General features: G+C 70.3%; 12 protein-coding genes, 1 tRNA gene and 2 pseudogenes. 6 read left to right on the forward strand and 9 right to left on the reverse strand.

What is annotated here, in order from left to right:
• Positions 1–187: 187 nt before the first annotated feature.
• From ABZS54_RS19645 to ABZS54_RS19655, 3 genes are all read right to left on the reverse strand, one after another.
• Positions 188–1,093 (reverse strand): PhzF family phenazine biosynthesis isomerase, encoded by a 906-nt coding sequence (locus tag ABZS54_RS19645; protein WP_355537219.1) that lies wholly within the window; start codon positions 1,091–1,093, stop codon positions 188–190.
• On the reverse strand, positions 1,090–1,281 hold the full coding sequence (locus ABZS54_RS19650) for a hypothetical protein (RefSeq protein WP_355537222.1): 192 nt from the start codon (positions 1,279–1,281) through the stop codon (positions 1,090–1,092). The genes ABZS54_RS19645 and ABZS54_RS19650 overlap by 4 nt, the downstream gene beginning before the upstream one ends.
• A gap of 79 nt (positions 1,282–1,360) precedes the next feature.
• Positions 1,361–1,582, reverse strand: a complete 222-nt coding sequence (locus ABZS54_RS19655; protein WP_355537225.1) for a serine hydrolase — start codon at positions 1,580–1,582, stop codon at positions 1,361–1,363.
• Positions 1,583–1,943: 361 nt separating this feature from the next.
• Here ABZS54_RS19655 and ABZS54_RS19660 point away from each other — a divergent pair, with 361 nt between their 5' ends.
• Entirely contained in the window at positions 1,944–2,924 is a 981-nt protein-coding gene (locus tag ABZS54_RS19660) for a hypothetical protein (protein ID WP_355537228.1), read from the forward strand.
• Positions 2,925–3,061: 137 nt separating this feature from the next.
• On the opposite strand, the gene ABZS54_RS19665 is transcribed toward ABZS54_RS19660, so the two are convergent.
• From ABZS54_RS19665 to ABZS54_RS19675, 3 genes are all read right to left on the reverse strand, one after another.
• Positions 3,062–5,038: a cellulase family glycosylhydrolase gene (locus ABZS54_RS19665; RefSeq protein WP_355537230.1), complete on the reverse strand. Its 1,977-nt coding sequence runs from the start codon at positions 5,036–5,038 to the stop codon at positions 3,062–3,064.
• 102 nt (positions 5,039–5,140) lie between these two features.
• Positions 5,141–7,234 (reverse strand): beta-galactosidase, encoded by a 2,094-nt coding sequence (locus ABZS54_RS19670; RefSeq protein ID WP_355537233.1) that lies wholly within the window; start codon positions 7,232–7,234, stop codon positions 5,141–5,143.
• A 353-nt stretch (positions 7,235–7,587) separates the two neighbouring features.
• Entirely contained in the window at positions 7,588–8,577 is a 990-nt protein-coding gene (locus tag ABZS54_RS19675; RefSeq protein ID WP_355537313.1) for a LacI family DNA-binding transcriptional regulator, read from the reverse strand.
• Positions 8,578–8,969: 392 nt separating this feature from the next.
• Here ABZS54_RS19675 and ABZS54_RS19680 point away from each other — a divergent pair, with 392 nt between their 5' ends.
• The 5 genes from ABZS54_RS19680 to ABZS54_RS19700 all read left to right on the forward strand — a co-directional run bounded on the left by ABZS54_RS19680 (position 8,970) and on the right by ABZS54_RS19700 (position 14,573).
• Entirely contained in the window at positions 8,970–9,854 is an 885-nt protein-coding gene (locus ABZS54_RS19680) for a sugar ABC transporter permease (protein ID WP_355537236.1), read from the forward strand.
• The gene (locus tag ABZS54_RS19685; protein WP_355537238.1) at positions 9,851–10,825 is read left to right on the forward strand and encodes a carbohydrate ABC transporter permease; all 975 of its coding nucleotides are present in this window, start codon (positions 9,851–9,853) and stop codon (positions 10,823–10,825) included. Before ABZS54_RS19680 ends, ABZS54_RS19685 begins: the two co-directional genes overlap by 4 nt.
• A 321-nt stretch (positions 10,826–11,146) precedes the next feature.
• On the forward strand, positions 11,147–12,532 hold the full coding sequence (locus ABZS54_RS19690) for a sugar ABC transporter substrate-binding protein (protein WP_355537241.1): 1,386 nt from the start codon (positions 11,147–11,149) through the stop codon (positions 12,530–12,532).
• A gap of 199 nt (positions 12,533–12,731) precedes the next feature.
• Positions 12,732–14,435 (forward strand): glycoside hydrolase family 31 protein, encoded by a 1,704-nt coding sequence (locus ABZS54_RS19695; protein ID WP_355537244.1) that lies wholly within the window; start codon positions 12,732–12,734, stop codon positions 14,433–14,435.
• Positions 14,436–14,499: 64 nt separating this feature from the next.
• Positions 14,500–14,573: transfer RNA gene (locus tag ABZS54_RS19700), tRNA-Val, on the forward strand.
• Positions 14,574–14,819: 246 nt separating this feature from the next.
• On the opposite strand, the pseudogene ABZS54_RS19705 reads toward ABZS54_RS19700, so the two are convergent.
• The 3 genes and pseudogenes from ABZS54_RS19705 to ABZS54_RS19715 all read right to left on the reverse strand — a co-directional run.
• A pseudogene (locus tag ABZS54_RS19705) lies at positions 14,820–15,614 on the reverse strand (alpha/beta fold hydrolase); the annotation flags it as partial.
• Positions 15,615–15,773: 159 nt separating this feature from the next.
• Positions 15,774–16,205 carry a hypothetical protein gene (locus tag ABZS54_RS19710; protein ID WP_355537247.1) on the reverse strand — a complete coding sequence of 144 codons (432 nt, stop codon included), beginning with the start codon at positions 16,203–16,205 and terminating at the stop codon, positions 15,774–15,776.
• Positions 16,206–16,350: 145 nt separating this feature from the next.
• A pseudogene (locus ABZS54_RS19715) lies at positions 16,351–17,061 on the reverse strand (amidohydrolase); the annotation flags it as partial.
• Positions 17,062–17,414 lie beyond the last annotated feature (353 nt).

Raw genomic sequence — 17,414 nt, forward strand, 5'->3', positions numbered from 1 at the left:
TCGCGTGCCTTCGTTACCGGGAGCGCCCGTTCACGGTAGGAGGGTCGCTTCGAGGCGGTCAATGGTCTGGACCAGCGTCGGCACAATCTGGCGAACGCGAGGTGGGCCGACGGGCGTTGCCCGGCTCGGGTCGCCGGTCCGGCGGCCGACGACGGCGATCGCGGCCGCAGGTGCCCGAGCCGCGTCCTCAGCCGAGCGGTTCCGGGATCGGCACGGCCACGCCGGACACCCGCACTCGCGAGTCGTCGGCGCGCAGGTCGACGGTCAGCACGCCGGGGCGGCCCAGGTCCCCGCCCTGGTGCAGCGTGAGTGTGGCGGGCGGACGGACGAGGCCCAGGGACCGCAGGTAGTGGCCGAGGGCGGCGGCCGCGGCGCCGGTGGCCGGGTCTTCGACGACGCCGCCGATCGGGAACGGGTCGCGGACGTGGAAGGTGTCCGCGGACTCACGCCACACCAGTTGCAGGGTGGTCAGGTCGCGGGCGCGCATGAACTCCGCCAGACCGTCGAAGTCGTAGTGCAGCTCGGCCAGTCGGGCCCGGGTGCCGGCGGCCAGGATCAGGTGGTGGGCGCCCGCGTAGGCGTAGCTCGGCGGGATGGCCGGGTCGAGGTCGCCGGCGGCCCAGCCGAGCAGGGCCAGTGCCCGGGCGACATCGGCGGCCGGGACCTCGCCGTGGTGGGGCTCGACGCTGGTCAGCGTGGCGCGGAGACTGCCGTCGGCGGCGGCGACCACGTCGACCGGGACGATGCCGGCACGGGTGGCGAAGACGAGTTCGCCGGGGCCGATCCGTTCGGCGACCGCGACCGCCGCCGCGACGGTGGCATGGCCACAGAAGGAGACCTCGGCCAGCGGGCTGAAGTAGCGCACGTCGAAGGCCCGGGCCGCCGCAGCGTCCTCGCCGGTACCGGATCGGGTGAGGAACGCGGTTTCGGAGTAGCCGAGTTCGGCAGCGATCGCGAGCATCGCCGCATCGCCGAGTCCGTCTGCGGCCAGGACGACGCCGGCGGGGTTGCCGCCGGTCGGGTCGCTGGAGAAGGCGGTGTAGCGCAGTGGCGTTCCGGCGTCCGGCGTCCTCGGATCGAGTGGTGTCGTCATGTCGAGGCGCAACGCTTTTCGGCAGTGGGGGATTCCTGGGCGGTCCGGGTTCGGATGCCGGCCGCCAGGCGCCGGAAGTCGCGCATCAGGACGGGCGGGGTGGGCCCGGACAGTTCCAGCTGGGTGAGCGGGACGGCGGCGGTGCCGGTGGACGGGACCATGTGCGCCGCCGCGCCGGTGCCGCCCACCCAGCCGTAGCGGCCGGGGACGTTCCACGCGTTGACGGCCGCGACGTCGACCGAGCCGCCGAAGCCCCAGCCCTGGCCCTCAAGGAAGAGGTGGGCCGCGTCTCGTTGGCGCGCGCGTGAGCGACGCGATGCGAAAGGTGGTGTCCCGGGCCATCGGGACGGTGCCGGCGGCGTCGAGCGAGCCGACCGCCCGTACCGCCACCCGGTCGTGGCGCGCGACGAGGGCCACCGCTCCCGGTACCGGTCCGGTCTCGACGTGGGACTTCAGGAGCTCGTGCAGGCTGCTTGCCGGGTCGGTCATCGGGCCACCCTCTCGTGCGTACGCGCGGTCGAGCGTCCGGTAGGGAGACCCCCACGTGCCGCGGAATCATCGGTCCGGGTCTGCCCGGCACGGCTTCTTCGTGCGGACGCCAGAATATGAGCCGCACTTGATGTTCCGGGCACATTCGCGTGACGGCCCGGGGGGTTCGACGCGTTCTATCTAGTGGGTACACGCGCGACGCTGGTCGGGGTCGGGGAGACGTCGGCCGGGTCAGGCATCGTGCCCGGTGGGAACGGCCCGGTCAGTCGACGTGTGAGTGATCCTCGGGGCACCTGCCGGCACGGCCTCCGGGTGGGAGTACGACACTTGGTCGAACGGACGTCGAGGAGACAGCAGGCCGATGGGATCCCCGGGATCTGAGGAGCAGGAACTGGCGGCCGCGATGCGGACGGCGGCGTCGGAGGTGGTGCTGCCGGCCGGGTTGGTCGCGGGGGGAATCACCCGGGGCCGGCAGATGCGGCGGGCCCGTCGGATTCGCATGGGCGCCTCGGTCGTGGCGGTGTTGGCCGTGGCGGGCACCGGTCTGGTGGTGGCGAGCGGGACGGAGCGGGCGCCGAGGAGTCGGGAGGCCTCGGGGGCGGCGGCGGTGGTCGTCGACTCGACCCTGCCGAGTACGAGTCCCGGGCCGGAAGCCGGGGGGACCCGGGCCGGGAAGGAACCGGTCTCGGCCCAGGCGATCGCCCTGATACTGCTGCAGATTCAATGGACGGACGGCAAACAGGTGGAGCCCAAGGGGGCCTCGCTCCCACTGAATCCGGGCGATGCCACGAACCCGGTGGGCGCTTCCGCCTCCATCCTGCTCAACAACGTCAACGGATTCACCCGCCTGACGGTGCAGGTGATGTCGAGTACACCGAAGTCTTTCGCGTCCGACTGCTCGGAGGCCACCAAGGCCGGCGGCATCTGTCGGCCCTTCGCCGAGCCGGACGGCACGCGTGGATACATCGCGGAGTACATCTCGGGCGGTGGCTCGACGGTCGGGGGGAGCGGGCAATCGGGGGCGGTTCCGCCGGGTGCGTTGGTCCGGTCTGTGCGATTGACGCGCCCGGACGGAGTGGAGATCTCGGTGACGGCGGCGGCCGAGCGCGCGCCCGCAGGTGTCGTGGGGGCCACGATGCCGCTTGCGATGGATCGGCTCAAGGAAACCGCCCTGTCGACCGTGTGGCAGCTCTGGGTGGACCCGGAGGTCAATCGGATCGCGCGGGGGAAGGTGGTCGGTTTCGAGGACCAGGCCGGCAAACCGCCCCACACGGCATCCCGGGCGCCGCTGACCTCGTTCCCGCCCGTGAGTCCGCCGAGCCGTCCGGCTCCGACGCCCTAGTCGTATTCACCCCTGAGGTTCACCCTTGAGGTTTCACCCTTGAGGTCGGCGCGCCGTGTCGGACCGATGACGCGGCTGCGCCGCCCCCGGGGAGGGAGCGGCGCAGCCGGGTGGGTCGAGCGCTCGCGGTGGGTCGGTCAGGTCAAACGCTTGCAGAGGAGGGCGTCGGGGGTCTTGGCCGAGCCGACCCGGCCGGTGTAGGCGACGCCGGCCGCGTATTCGTCGGCGTTGCACTGGCCCTTGTACGTGCCGGAGGCGAACTCGCCGCCGGGGTTGCCGGTCGGCCGGTTGTCGCTCCGGTCGAACCACAGGGTGCGGGCCTGGGTGCCGAGCGCCGTGGTGGGTTGAGTGCACAGGATCGCGGAGACGGCCGCGCCGCGCACGCTGTAGCCGGTGATCATCCGGCCGGTGGGGCATTCGAGCTTGGTGTAGCCCGTGGCCCAGTCGTTCTGCACGTACGACTGGTCGCGAACCACCGTGTAGCCGGCGCCGATCGCGGACAGGTCCGGGCCGCCGGTGGTGGTGCACAGCCCGCGGTTGCCGGTGTGCGACAGGCCGATGATGCGCTCGCCGTCGGGGCAGACGGCCTTGCGGGCGCCGGAGTCCCAGTCCGGTTGAATCCGCATCCGCAGCGACGGTTGGGCGTCGGTGCTGTCCAGGTTCAGCATGTTCCAGCGTGCCGACCCGGGGATGGGGCCGGTACGGCCGGCGGCGCCGATCAGCTTGGTCCAGGCGGTGGCGCGCCAGTCGGTCGGGTCGTCCGCGATGCCGCTGCGGGCGCCGGTCGGGTCGAAGCGGAGCAGGGCCCACGAGTCGCCTTGGCCGTTGCCCTTCCAGCCGACCAGCGGCCAGTAGGCGAAGTCCAGGTCGCGGGCGACCAGGTAGTCGGTGAAGTTGGTGAACCAGGCGCGGGCGACCGGGTCGGTCTCCTCCGCGCCGGTGCCGAACTCGCTGATCCACACCGGAGCGGTGTGGTGCTGCCCGTCGGTGGTCACGAACTGCGCCGATCGGTCGATCTCGGCGAACAGTTGATCACGCGTCAGGTCCTGGTAGCGGGCGTCGTGGGTTTCGCCCACGCCGTACGCGCCGCTGTGGTTGGGGCCGGTGTACCCGTAGAAGTGGGCCGAGTAGACCAGCTTGTTCGGGTTGACCAGCGTGTGTGACAGGGTGCGGACCGGAGTCAGCGTGGGGCGGCCGTGCGGCAGGCCGTCGACCGGGATCCCGGTCCAGTTGATGCCCTCGACGATGATCAACAGGTCCGGGTTGGCCTCGGTCAGGATCCGGTTGCCCGCCTCCAGCGACGCGGCTTGCCAGTCCTTGTCGTTGCCCCAGCCCCAGTTGGGGTCGTCGGTGATGTTGCGACGGACCTCGTTGTACAGATCGGCGCCGACCACGCGCTTGTTGGTCTTGTAGCGGTTGGCCATGGTGATCCAGTCGGCCACCCAGTCGGCGGTGCCGCGCGAGGTGTTCCAGCGTTCGTTGCCGTCCACGCCGCAGCACCAACGGGTTGTGCCGGTGTGGTTGTTCAACACCACCGCGAAGCCGTCGGCGGTCAACGCGGCGACCACCGCGTCGAACACCTGGAGCGGGGTCTTGCCGCGCAGTTGCGGGTTGGCGGCGACGGCCGCGTCGGGGACGGTCGTGCTCGCGTGCACCATCTCGTTCGAGAAGGGCAGTCGGATGCTGTTGATCCCGACCGCGTGGAAGCCCGCCAGGATCGTCGGCAGGCTTGCCCGATCCAGGCCCAGCGGCATGCCGTTCGCGTTCTCTCCGCTGTGGTGGTTGGCGGCGTTGCCGATGTCACCGGAACCGTTCCAGGTTCCCTGTGCGCCGGCCCAGTTGGCCGAACGCAGCTTGAACCGATCGCCGTTCGCGTCGACGATCCAGCGGCCGCTCGCGGACAGGGGGGCTGTCCAGGACGCGGCGAGGGCGGACGCCTGCGGGGTCGTCGGCGGGGTTGCCTGTGCGGCGGGGGTGGCGGCGCCGGCCGGTGGGCCGATCAGGAGGCCGGCGGCGACGGCGGTGAGGGCGAGGGCGGAGCGGGTGAGGAGTCGGTGCCTGGTGCGGGGGAGACCGGGGGCCTCCGGGGTGCGTCGGTGCCTGGTGCGTTGCATCGGTACCTGCCTCGGTTGAGGGTTGAGGGATCTGCATGCGGTGCGGCGGTACGACTGGTGCGGTTCGTGCGGTTCGTGCGGCCGGGGGTTTGGGGGCGACGCCTATTCGGGTGCCGGCTCGGGCTCGGTCTCGGGCGGCAGTGATCCGAGGACTGCCACGTCGCGCGGGGCTAGGGTGACCCGGCGGGTGATCGCTCGATCCTTGGTGAGCAAGTCCCGGCGGACGTCGGGGAGATCGATTTCGTGGGTCGCGTCCGTGTGGTTGAGCACAACGAGCACGTCGTACCCGTCGCCGGCACGGATGGATGCCTGGACGCCGCGCGGCAGCACCGGCAACACCGGCTCGACGCCCGCGTCCGCGCAGGCCCGGGCGATCAGGCCGCGCATGGTCGCGGCGTCCGGGCGAGTCGCGATGTAGCGCGCGATGCCCGCCCCGTGGGTGTGAACGGTCGCGGCGGGGCGGCCGGCCCACTCGGCGCCGGCGAATTCCAGCTCGACCCGTGCGCCCTTGAGTGTGACGTCCTCGCGCCACAGGTCGCCGGTGCCCGTCGGCAGCACGTCGCCCGACTCGGCCACTCCCCGTACCGGGAACGCCGTGCCGGCGTCGGCCGGCCAGAACTCCTCCACCGACACACCCAGCGCCTCGCGCAGTGGACCCGGGTATCCGCCCAGATGCACCCGGTCGTAGTCGTCGACGATTCCGCTGAAGAACGACACGACCAGCGATCCGCCGTTCGCGACGAAGCGGGAGAGTTTGTCGCCGTGTTCGGCGGACAGCAGGTACAGGCTCGGCACGATCACCAGGCGGTAGTCGGAAAGATCGACTCCCGGATGCACCACGTCCACGCCGACGCCCAGGTCGAACAGCGGTGCGTAGTGGTCGAGTGCGCGGTCCAGGTGCCGGACCGCGTCGGAGGGATGCGAGTCGAGTTCGAGGGCCCACCAGCTGTGCCAGTCGGTGAGCAGGGCGACCCGATTGCGGATGCGGGTGCCGACCAGCTCTGGGACGCGGGACAACTCGGCGCCCAGATCCACCACTTCCCGGAACACTCGGGTCTCCGGACCGGCGTGCGGCACCATGCCGGAGTGGAACTTCTCGGCGCCGCCCCGGGATTGCCGCCACTGGAAGTACATGATCGCGTCCGCGCCCTGGGCGACTGCCTGCCAGCTCCACAGCCGCATCCGCCCGGGCGACTTGGCGGCGTTGCGGGCCCGCCAGTTGACCGCGGACGGCGCCTGCTCGGTGAGCAGCCACGGTTCGCCGCCGCCCGCGCAGCGGATCACGTCGTAGCTCATCGCCGCGCCGACGTGCGCCTGCTCCCAGTTCGGGTCGGGGTAGCTGTCCAGGGACAGGACGTCCATGGCCGGCGCCCAGTCGTACATGTCCACGCTCTTGAGCCCGGCCAGGAAGTTCGTGGTGACCGGCACGTCGGGGGTGATCCGGCGCAGGATTGCGGTCTCCGCGGCGAAGCAGGCGAGCAGCGCGTCGTTGCCGAACCGTTTGAAGTCGAGTTGTTGGGAGGGGTTCGGGTAGGTCGGCGCCGTACGCGGCGGCAACACCTGCTCGAAGGAGGCATAGCGCTGCGACCAGAAGTCGGTGGACCACGCCTCGTTGAGGGCGTCCACGCTCTTGTAGCGCTCGCTCAGCCAGCGCCGGAAGTCGGCGGCCGATGTGTCGCAGAAGCATTCCGCGACATGGCACCCGTATTCGTTGCCGACGTGCCAGAGCCCGAGCGCCGGGTGATCCCGGTAGTGCGTGGCGACCGCCTCGACCAGGCGTGCGGCGCGGTCGCGGAAGATCGGCGAGGACGGGCAGAAGTGTTGCCGGCCGCCGGGGGACAGGACCGTGCCGTCGGCGGTCACCGGCAGCACCTCGGGATGCTCGGTGACCAGCCACGGCGGCGGTGCGGCGGTCATCGTGGCGAGGTCGGCGGTGATCCCGTGCGCGGCCAGGTCGTCCATCACCCGGTCGAAGTAACCGAAGTCGTAGGCATCGCGGGCAGGTTCGACCCGCGCCCAGGCGAAGATCGCGAGGTTGACCACGGTGACCCCGGCCCGGGCCATCAGCGCCAGGTCCTCGGCGCGAGTGGCGTCGGGCCACTGGTCCGGGTTGTAGTCGGCGCCGAAGCCGATCCCGCCGAGGCGGGCGCGTAGGGCGGCCATCCGGCCGGCGGGGTTGTGTGTGGTGTCGTTCATCGGTGCGTTGTGGAGCGCCGGAGCCGAAGGCCGTTCGGTCGGGCGCCACTTCTCCTTCGGGATCACTTCGGGGCCGCTGAGGACGAGTGGGTGCGCGGGCGAGCAGGGTTCGTACGGGTGGCGAATCGGGGCGGGTGCGCCGGTCTTCGGTGAGTGCGGGCAGGTGGGGACCGCCCTGCCGGGGGCGAGCGCTGTGGGGCTTTGACGCGCGGGGCCTGTGTGGTGCGCGGCTGTGTCGTGAGCGTGTTGAGGCGAGCACGTGGTGAGGCGTGCACAGGTGTGAGGCAGGCGCGTGATGAGGCGTGCGTGTTGTCGGGGGAACGGGGCGGCCGGGGCGCCGCGGTGACGGCTCGTCAGGGGGCGGGCGGCGCCGAGGTGCTGTCCCGGACGATCAGGGTCGGGGCGACCGGGGTGGCGCCGTGGACGGTGCCGTGACCGGAGCGGAACTGGTCGAGCAGCAGCGCCACGCACTGCCGGCCGACCTCCTCGAAGTCCTGGTGGATGGTGGTGAGCGAGGGCAGGAACCAGGCCGATTCGGCGAGATCGTCGAAGCCCACCACACTGACCTCGTCCGGCACCGAGCGACCGGCCTCGTGCAACGCGCGCACCACGCCCAGCGCCATCTGGTCGTTGCCCGCGAAGATCGCCGAGACCTCCGAATTCGCGGCCAGTTCGAGGCCGGCGGCGTAGCCGCTGGCGGCGCTCCAGTCGCCGTACAGCAGCGGTGGGACGGGTGCCCCGGCCGCCTTGAGCGTGCGATGCCAGGACTCGGCGCGCCGTCGGGCGGCATAGGAGTCCTGTGGGCCACAGACGTGCCACACGGTGCGGTGGCCCAGGTCGAGCAGGTGCGTGGTGGCCAGTCGGGCGCCCTCGGCCTGATTGGTGTCCACGCCGGGATGCCGGCGGCTCTCCTCGCCGTCGACCACCACCACCGGCAGACCGGACGGCAGCCGTAGCGCGGGGGTGTCCAGGATCTGTGCCTCGATCAGGATGATTCCGTCCACGGCCTGCATGGTGAGTCGATCGAAGGCGTCGCGCACGGCGCTTTCGGTCTGTGCCCGCACGCTCACCACGTTCACCGAGTACTCGGCGTCCTGCGCGGCGGCGACGATGGCCTCCAGCGTGCGGGCGTTGCCGTACGCGTTCAGGCCGAAGCTGATCACGCCGAGCATCCGGAACTTGCCGGTGGCCAGAGCCCGCGCCGCCGTGTTCGGCCGATAGCCGAGCATCTGCATCGCGGCGAGCACACGTTCGCGAGTCGCCTCGTCCACGTTGCTGCGGTTGTTGGCGACGCGCGAGACGGTCTGGCTGGAGACGCCCGCCATCTCGGCGACATCGGCCATGGACGGAGGCCGGGTACGCGCTTCGAACGGCCCGCCCGATCCCGGCTTCGCCACCTCTCCGTCCTTCGCCATGCCCCGATCCTTTCACTCACGGCATCCGCTCCGGGCGGCGGATGCGCTCATGTTCGCGCAAACATGACGCAGGGTCAACAGCGTGTCGCGACCAACTCCGAAGAACCGTCAAAAGCCATATTTACGCGGGAAACTTCCCGCAGGGATGGCTATTGACAGGTCGTCAGCCTGACGGAACACTCTCGAAACGCGCCGCGATGTTGGCGCAAACATTCGGTGCGGGAGGCGACCCTGCGACCGCTGTCCCCGAAATCCCCCGAGCGTCCCGGAGGACCTTCCGTGAGAGTCGACCCGGTCCCGTGCCGCCGCCGGGGCACGCGGTGAAGCGCGGCGCCCTGCGGCGCAACCTCACCGGCCACGCCTTCTTCTTCCCGTTCCTGGTGGTCTTCGTCATCGGCGTCGCGGCACCGCTCGCCTACGCGTTCCGGCTCAGCCTGTACGAGGACCGGATGATCGGGGGCACGGTCTTCGTCGGCTTCGACAACTACTCGAAGGCGCTGAGCGACCACCTGTTTTCCGCCGGACTGGTCCGGGTCGCGCTGTTCTTCGCGATCCAGGTACCGCTGATGCTGACCCTGTCGCTGCTCGCCGCGCTGGCCATCGACAGCGGCCGGTTGCGCGGCGCGGGCCTGTTCCGGGTCGGCATCTTCGTTCCCTATGCGGTGCCCGGCGTGGTCGCGGCGCTGATGTGGGGCTACATGTACGGCAACCGGTTCGGTCTGTCCGCCGAGTTGGGCGACCTGCTCGGCACCGACCTGCCCGATCTGCTGAGCCCGGACTGGATGCTCGCGTCCATCGGCAACGTGGTGACCTGGTCCTACGTGGGCTACAACATGATGATCCTGTACGCGGCACTGCGGGCGATCCCGGAAGAGCTCTACGAGGCAGCCGAGATGGACGGCGCGGGCGCGTTCCGTACCGCGTGGAGCATCAAACTCCCGGCGCTGAAACCGGCGTTGCTGCTCGCCACCACGTTCTCGGTGATCGGCAGTTTCCAACTCTTCAACGAGCCGAGCATCCTGTCCGCGCTCGCCCCGGCGTCGGTGCCGACCAACTACACCCCGAACCTGTACGCGTACAACCTCGCCTTCAACGGACGCCAGTTCAACTACTCGGCCGCCATCGCGGTGGTTCTCGGTGTGGTGACCGTGTTCGTCGCGTATCTGGTCCAGCTGGCCACCGCCCGACGGGAGCGCATGCAGTGAGCACCTCCATCCTGCCGGATCGCCCGAGCGCGGCCGGCGACGCGTCCACCCGGTTCTTCCGCCCGCGTGGTCGACGGCCGCACCGTGGGCGCAGCGGGACCGGCAAGAGCGGCGGCCGTCGCGATCGCAAGAGCACGGCGCTGACCGTCGCGATGGCGCTGATGCTCGGCTATACGCTGCTACCCCTGGTCTGGCTGATGTTCGGCGCGACCAAGTCCAACGAGGGCCTGCTCTCGTCGCGCGGATTGTGGTTCGCCGACGACTTCAACCTCTTCGACAACATCCACGACGTCTTCACCTACGAAGACGGCATCTATCTCCGCTGGTTCGCGAACAACCTGCTGTACTCGGTGGTCGGTGCGGGCGGCGCCGCGATGATCGCCACACTCGGCGGCTACGCGCTGGCCAAGTTCGAATTCGCCGGGCGCAGGCTGATGTTCGCGCTGGTACTGGGCGCGATCTCGATTCCGGGTACGGCGCTGGCGGTGCCGACGTATCTGCTGTTCAGCGACGTGGGCATCGTGGACACCCCGTGGGCCGTCATCCTGCCGTCCCTGGCCAGCCCGTTCGGGCTCTACCTGATGCGGGTGTATGCGGCGGACGCGGTGCCGGACGCGATGCTGGAGGCGGCCCGGATGGACGGCGCGGGCGAGTTGCGGATCTTCTTCACCATCTCGCTGCGCCTGCTCGCACCCGGCTTCGTCACGGTGCTGCTGTTCGCGCTGGTGGCGACCTGGAACAACTACTTCCTGCCGTTGATCGTGCTCAACGACCCGAACTGGTTCCCGCTGACCGTCGGCCTCAATCGGTGGAACGGGCAGGCCAACGGCGGCAGCGTGGCCGGCAGTACGGCGATCTATCCGATCCTGCTGACCGGCAGCCTGCTGGCGATCGTGCCGCTGATCGTGGCGTTCTTGTTCCTGCAGCGGTTCTGGCAGTCGGGCCTTTCGGCGGGTGGGGTCAAGCAGTAGCGCGGCCCGGGCGGGCCCGCGGGCTCGGTCCGGTGGCTCGGTCTGCGGGCATGGGCCGTGAGTGCGGCCCGGCGGCGGTTCGTGCTCCCACCGCTCCTCCGGTGGTTCGTCGCACGGCTCCTGCCACGGCTCCTGTTTACGGCTCGTGCTCACGGCAGTGCCTTCGCCTTCCGCGGCGTTGCTTCGTTTCTCCGTCGCGGTGCTTCGTCCTACCGCAGGAGCGCTTTCCCGCTCCGCAGTCGGGCTTGCTTTCTCCTTCGTATCTCGCATGCCTCTTTCGCACGTCCCCGAGTTCGCGAATCCCCTTTGGAGTGGCTACACATGAACGCAAAATCGTCGATTGCGGGTCGTCTCGGCTCGCGTCGGTCGACCTCGATGACCGCCGCGGTCACCGTCGCGGCGCTCGCCCTGTCGCTCGCCGCGTGCGGGTCGGACTCCAAGTCCGACGACGACAAGGGCGGCAAGCAGGCCGACCCGGCGGCGGTCGCGGGGGCTCTCGACCAGCCCGCCGAGATCACCTTCTGGAGTTGGGTGCCCAACATCGACAAGACGGTGGCGCTCTTCGAGAAGAAGTACCCGAAGGTGCACGTCAAGTTGGTCAACGTGGGCCAATCGAAGGACGAGTACACGAAGTTGCAGGCCGCGCTCAAGGCCGGCAGCGGCGCCCCGGACGTGGCACAGATCGAGTACTACGCACTGCCACAGTTCGCGATCACCAAGCAGCTGGTCAACCTCGCCGACTTCGGCACCGCCTCGCTGCGGGACAAGTTCGCCTCGTCCGCCTGGTCGCAGGTCAATGTGGCCGGCGGGATCTACGGCGTACCGCAGGACACCGGACCGATGGCGATGTTCTACCGCAAGGACGTCTTGGACAAGTTCGGCGCGACGCCGCCCAAGACCTGGGCCGAGGTGGCCGAGTTGGGCAAGAAGATCAAGGCGGCCGACCCGGGGAACTTCGTCACCTACCTCGACCCGGGCGACGCGGGACAGGCGAACAGCCTGATCTGGCAGCAGGGCGGCAAGCCGTACCAGGTCTCCGGCGAGGCCTCGGCCGCGGTGAAGCTCAAGGACGATCCGGGGACGGCGAAGTGGGCGGCCACGTGGGGTCCGATGCTGGCGGACAAGACAGTGGAGTCCACGCCGAGTTGGAACGAGGAGTGGTGGAAGTCGATGGGGGCCGGCAAGTACGCGCTGTGGTTTGCCGGTGCGTGGGCGCCCGCGGTGTTGCAGAAGAACATCCCGCAGGGTGCGGGTCAGTGGGCCGTCGCGCCGATGCCGACCGGTGACGGCGCGCCGGGCAGTGCGGAGAACGGCGGTTCGTCGGTCTCGGTGACGAAGCAGGCCAAGAACAAGGCGGCTTCGGTCGCCTTCGCCACCTGGTTGAACTCCGACCCCGAGGCAGTCAAGTCGCTGAACTCCGACGTCGGCCTGTTCCCGGCGACCCGGTTGCTGCTCGACGACCCGGCCTTCCGCGGAGCCGACCTCCCCTACTTCCCGGGTACGAAGCCGAACGAGGTGTTCGCGCAGATGTCCGGCGCGGTGCGGCCGGAGTGGCAGTACCTGCCGTTCCAGGTGTACGCGAACAGCATCTTCAAGGACACCATCGGCCAGGTCTACAAGCCCGGTGGCGATCTGCCGGGTGCGCTGTCCACCTGGCAGGAGCGGATCACCACGTTCGGCAAGGAGCAGGGCTTCACCATGAAGTGACGCGTGATCAGGTGATGGATGATGCCTGGTCGGCGGTGGTTTGTACCTGGTTGGGCGAGCGGCGGATCGCGGCCCGACCGGGTGTGATTCCCCGCCCGATCGGCCGGCGAGTCGAGGCCGGTCGGGCGGTGGGTCGGTGGCGGCGGGCTCGACGGGGGGCTCGCCGCCACCGGTTGGTGGGCGTGAAGGGACCGAGAACGTGGGAGAGCTGAGCGGCATGACGAATCGCGGGTCGGTCGACGGTGGTGTGCTCGCGCTGGATCCGTGCCCTGGCGAACACTGGTGGGGCGGAGCGGCCGCAGACGGCCGCCACATGCCGTTCGCCGAGGGGTACGAGATCGACCTGCGGGACGTGAAGGCCAATCAGGGCATGCCGGTGCTGCTCTCCGATCACGGCCGATGGGTGCACTGCACCCGGCCGTTCGCGTTTCGGATCCAGGACGGGCGGCCGGTGATCGAGGTGCCTGGGGGGCGCGAGGCGCGCGATGTGTCGGACGGACGCGCCGGGCTCGGGGCGCTTGGGGGGCGCGAGGCGTCCGAAGTGCCGCCGGCATTCGGGACGTCCGAGGCTGAAGTGGTCATCGATACGGGTGTGGCCGCGGGCGGCACGTTGCGGGGCGCGTACCTGGAGGTGATGCGGCGTCACTACCCGGCCACGGGTGCGCTGCCGGATCCGTTGTTGTTCACCGCGCCGCAGTACAACCTGTGGATCGAGACCGTCTTCGAGCCCACCCAGGACAAGGTGCTCCGCTATGCGGAAGACCTGCTGCGCAACGGATTCCCGCCCGGCGTATTGATGATCGACGACCGGTGGAGCGAGGACTACGGGACCTGGACGTTCCACCCGGGGCGCTTCCCGGACCCGGCCGGCATGGTCGCCCGGCTGCACGAACTCGGCTTCCGAGTGATGTTGTGGCTGGTGCCCTACGTGACCCCGGACTCGCCGACCTGCCGGCAACTCAACGATCGGGGGCTGCTGATCCGGCGCCCGGACGGGTACTTCGGCGTGCATGCGTGGTGGAACGGCTACAGCGCCGGGCTGGACCTGCTCGATCCGAACGCGACCGCGTGGTTGCGCGCGCAGTTGACGGAGCTTCAGGAGTCGATCGGCATCGACGGGTTCAAGTTCGACGGCGGCGACGCGCCGTTCTGGCGCGCGCTCGGCGTCGCCGACCCGGAGGCGTACACGCATGCGTGGAACCGGTTCGGCGCCCAGTGGCCGCTCAACGAGTTCCGCGACTCGTGGCGCGCGGCCGGGCTGCCGCTGGCCCAGCGCCAACAGGACAAGTACCACCTGTGGGAGGGGCGGTTCGGCCTGGACAGCCTGATCCCGAACGCGCTGGCGCAGTCGATCACGGGCCATGCGTTCACCTGCCCGGACATGATCGGCGGCGGCGAGTTCCGCTTCGTCCCGGGCCCGAACGGCGAGGGCTTCGACCCCGAGCTGTTCGTCCGGTACGCGCAAACGGCCGCGCTGTTCCCGATGATGCAATTCTCCGCGGCGCCGTGGCGCGTGCTGGGCCCGGAACACCTCGACATGTGCCGCGCGGCGGCCCGCCTGCACACCGACCTGGGCCCGGAGATCCTGGCCCTGGCCCGCGCCGCGGCACACACCGGCGAGCCGATCCAACTCCCCCTCGACTATGTCTACCCCGGCCGGGGCTACGCCGCCGTCACCGACCAATTCCTCCTCGGCGACACGATCCTGGTCGCCCCCGTGACCACCAAGGGCACCCGCTCCCGCAAGGTCACCATCCCCCCGGGCACCTGGCAGGCCGACGACGGCACCACCCACCACGGCCCCACCGAGATCACCGTCGACACCCCCCTGACCCGCCTCCCCTGGTTCCGCCGCATGCCCGCCACGACCCCCGCCACCGCCCACCGCCCCGCGACGACGTGACCGTCCCCACGGCCCAACGTCACGAACCACCCCCACGGATTCGATAGGCTGTCCTCTCGCATCCGGGCGCATAGCTCAGTTGGTTAGAGCACTGCTCTTACAAAGCAGGGGTCGACAGTTCGAGTCTGTCTGTGCCCACCCGAAGCGAGGCCCAGGTCAGACCGCTGACCTGGGCTTATCGCTGTCCGTGACGGTGAGTTCGCCCGTCGAGGGGCCTTCTCGAATGCCGTGCGTGCGCGCTGCGTGCGCGTTGGTCTATACAACTGATGTCGTGCGTGCGCGCCGGATCTTCGCGATCGTCTACGTCGGGCACGAGCACCGCCTTCTCCGAGCCGGCGCGCGGAACCATGTCCACGACTGCGGCGGCGAAGATCTCCTCGGCTTGCCGGCGTCGATACCGTAGCCCCGGACGTCGTCGGCCCAGTCGCGCCAGATGGTGCGCGGGTCGCCGTACAGCTCCTCCAGGTCGTCCCGTAGCGACCACAGGACCAGGACGGGGCAGTCGATCCGTGCGCCGCGATCTCGGTCCGCCTCCTCGTGTCGGCAATCCACCGTGAGCCCGGCACGATAGTCCTCCAGCATGGCGCGGACCACCTCCGGATTTCTGGTGGCGGCCCGCCACTCGTCGTGATTCTCCTGCCCCATGGCCTCGGGGGTGCCGCGGTACCAGGCGTCGGGGTCGGCGTTGATGACGCGTTCGGGGATTTCCGGCTGGGCGAAGAAGAACCAGTGCCACCACGCGGTGGCGAACCGAGCGTCGGCGCGGGCCAGATGCTCGCTCAGAGGAAGGCCGTCCACGAACGCCACCCGGGTCACCGCCGAAGGGTGGTCCAGCACCAGGCGAAGCGCCACGGCGACCCCGCGGTCGTGGCCGACGAGCCCGAAGCGCCGGTGCCCCAACGCCTGCATGACTTCAATCATGTCCTCGGCCACGGCGCGCTTGGAGTGCGGGGCGTGATCGGCAGTGGGCGCCGGGCCGCAGGAGCGCCCGTAACCACGCAGGTCGGGGCACACGACGCTGAAGCCACGCCGTACCAGGATGGGCGCGACCCGGTGTCAGGTCGCCGACGTGCGCGGGTGGCCATGCAACAACAGAAGAGGCGGGCCCTCGCCCCCGTACCGAACGAAGACGGACGCCTCGCCGGTGCGCACCGTCCTGGTATCGAACTCCTCGAACACGCAAAGCTCCTCGGCTACGGGGCCCGGCCTGCGGTGGCCCGCCGTCTCGCCTGCCCGGGAATGGCCCATGAATGGCCCCCAAACCGAGGGCGACGGTTCGGCGGTGGACGCCGAGGCCGTCGCCGGCGCGACGAGGATGTGCGTGGTGCCGTCCCGGCGTCACTGCGCGGGCGTGAGCGTGCCGGTCAGGTGGTCGAAGGCGACGTTGCAGTGCAGGCGGACGCCCTGCACGAGGCAGTCGTCGTTGACGTAGAACCCGGGGTTGTGGTTGGGGATCAGGCCGCGGCCTCCGGGGATGGGTCGTACGCTTCCGTCGTCTGCCAGTTCGCCGTCCCGGGCGCCGAGCATCACATACAGGCCGCCGTACGTGTTGACGAACTCGGAGACGTCGTCGTAGCCGTGAGTCGGCGGGGTCGGGAAGACCTTGGCCTCGCCCACGGTTCGCCGCAGGGTGGGCAGGGCGGCGCCGACCCATTCCCGGGTGTTGTGCACAGCCGGGACGTCCTGGAGGTAGTCGACCGCGGCGGTGCAGTTGTAGGCGGCGGCGGTCTGCTCGGCCAGGGTTGCCAGCCGTTTCCGGAGGTCGGCCATGTCGTCCTCGACCGTGCAGCGGATGGTGCCCCACAGTGTGACGCTCTCGCCGATGATGTTGAAGCGGCCGACGTCCTCGATGTGCCCGATGGACCGTGACCGGGTCGAATCCGGGGACCTGCCGGTAGAGCTGGCCGATGCCGACGCTGATCGCACCGGCCGCGGGCATGGGGTCGATGCCCATCCACGGCGTCGAGCCCTGCACCTGCCGGCCGGTGACGACGATCTTCACCGTGCAGGACGCGCCGAACCGGTTGCCGGCCCGGTAACCCACGCAGCCGTCCGGTGCAGGGCCCAGGTGCATGCCGAACGTCATCGTCGGCACCGGGTCGTCGCACGCTCCCTCGGCGATCATCTCCTCGGCCCCGGACTTCTCGTCGACGGGAGCTCCCTCCTCGGCGGGCTGGAATACGAACAGGACCGTGCCGGGCAGTCGGTCGCGCAGGCCCGCCAGGACCGTGGCGGCTCCCATCAGCATCGCGGTGTGACCGTCGTGGCCGCAGGCGTGCGCGACGTGGAACGGCCCGCCGGGGTACTCCACGTCCACGACGGTGGAGGCGAACGCCTCGCCGGAGTCCTCCTCGACCGGCAGCGCGTCGATGTCCGCGCGCAGCGCGATCACCCGCTTGCCGGGCATGCCTCCCCGGAGGACACCCACCACGCCGTGGCCGGAGATCCCGGTGCGGACCTCGTCCAGGTCCAGCGAGCGCAGGTGGGCCTCGACCAGCCCCGCCGTGCGCGCCTCCCGATTGGACAGCTCCGGATGCCGGTGGATGTCGTGCCGCCACGCGATCACCTGCGACTCGACGTTCTCGGCCGGCGTGTCGATCTCGGCGTGGATGGCATCACTGCTCATGACTCGGGGCTCCAAGCTCCGGACGGCACGGGGAAACCCGAAGAATCAGGTGGTGCCTCGAAAAAGGGTGCCCACCCACGCTAGGAACCCGCCCGCGCTCTTGCGACCGCTGCTGCTGCGATCGGTGGACGAGCACCGCTCCGACGGTCCCGACCGCCCGACGGCACCGGACACGGTGTCGGGCAGGCCGGGGCGGGGGGATGTCGGCGTTTACGGCGTGCCATGGATCGGACTCGAACGCGGGGGCCGCGCAAGGCTCTTCGCCGATCGCGCCGCCGGCCGCCGCGACCGGGGCATCGACCTCCGGCGGCAACGGCGGCGCCGATGCGGCACGCGGTGGCGGCGGTGGCGGG

Source organism: Embleya sp. NPDC005575 (assembly GCF_040605455.1).
In the GTDB taxonomy this organism is placed as follows: domain Bacteria; phylum Actinomycetota; class Actinomycetes; order Streptomycetales; family Streptomycetaceae; genus Embleya.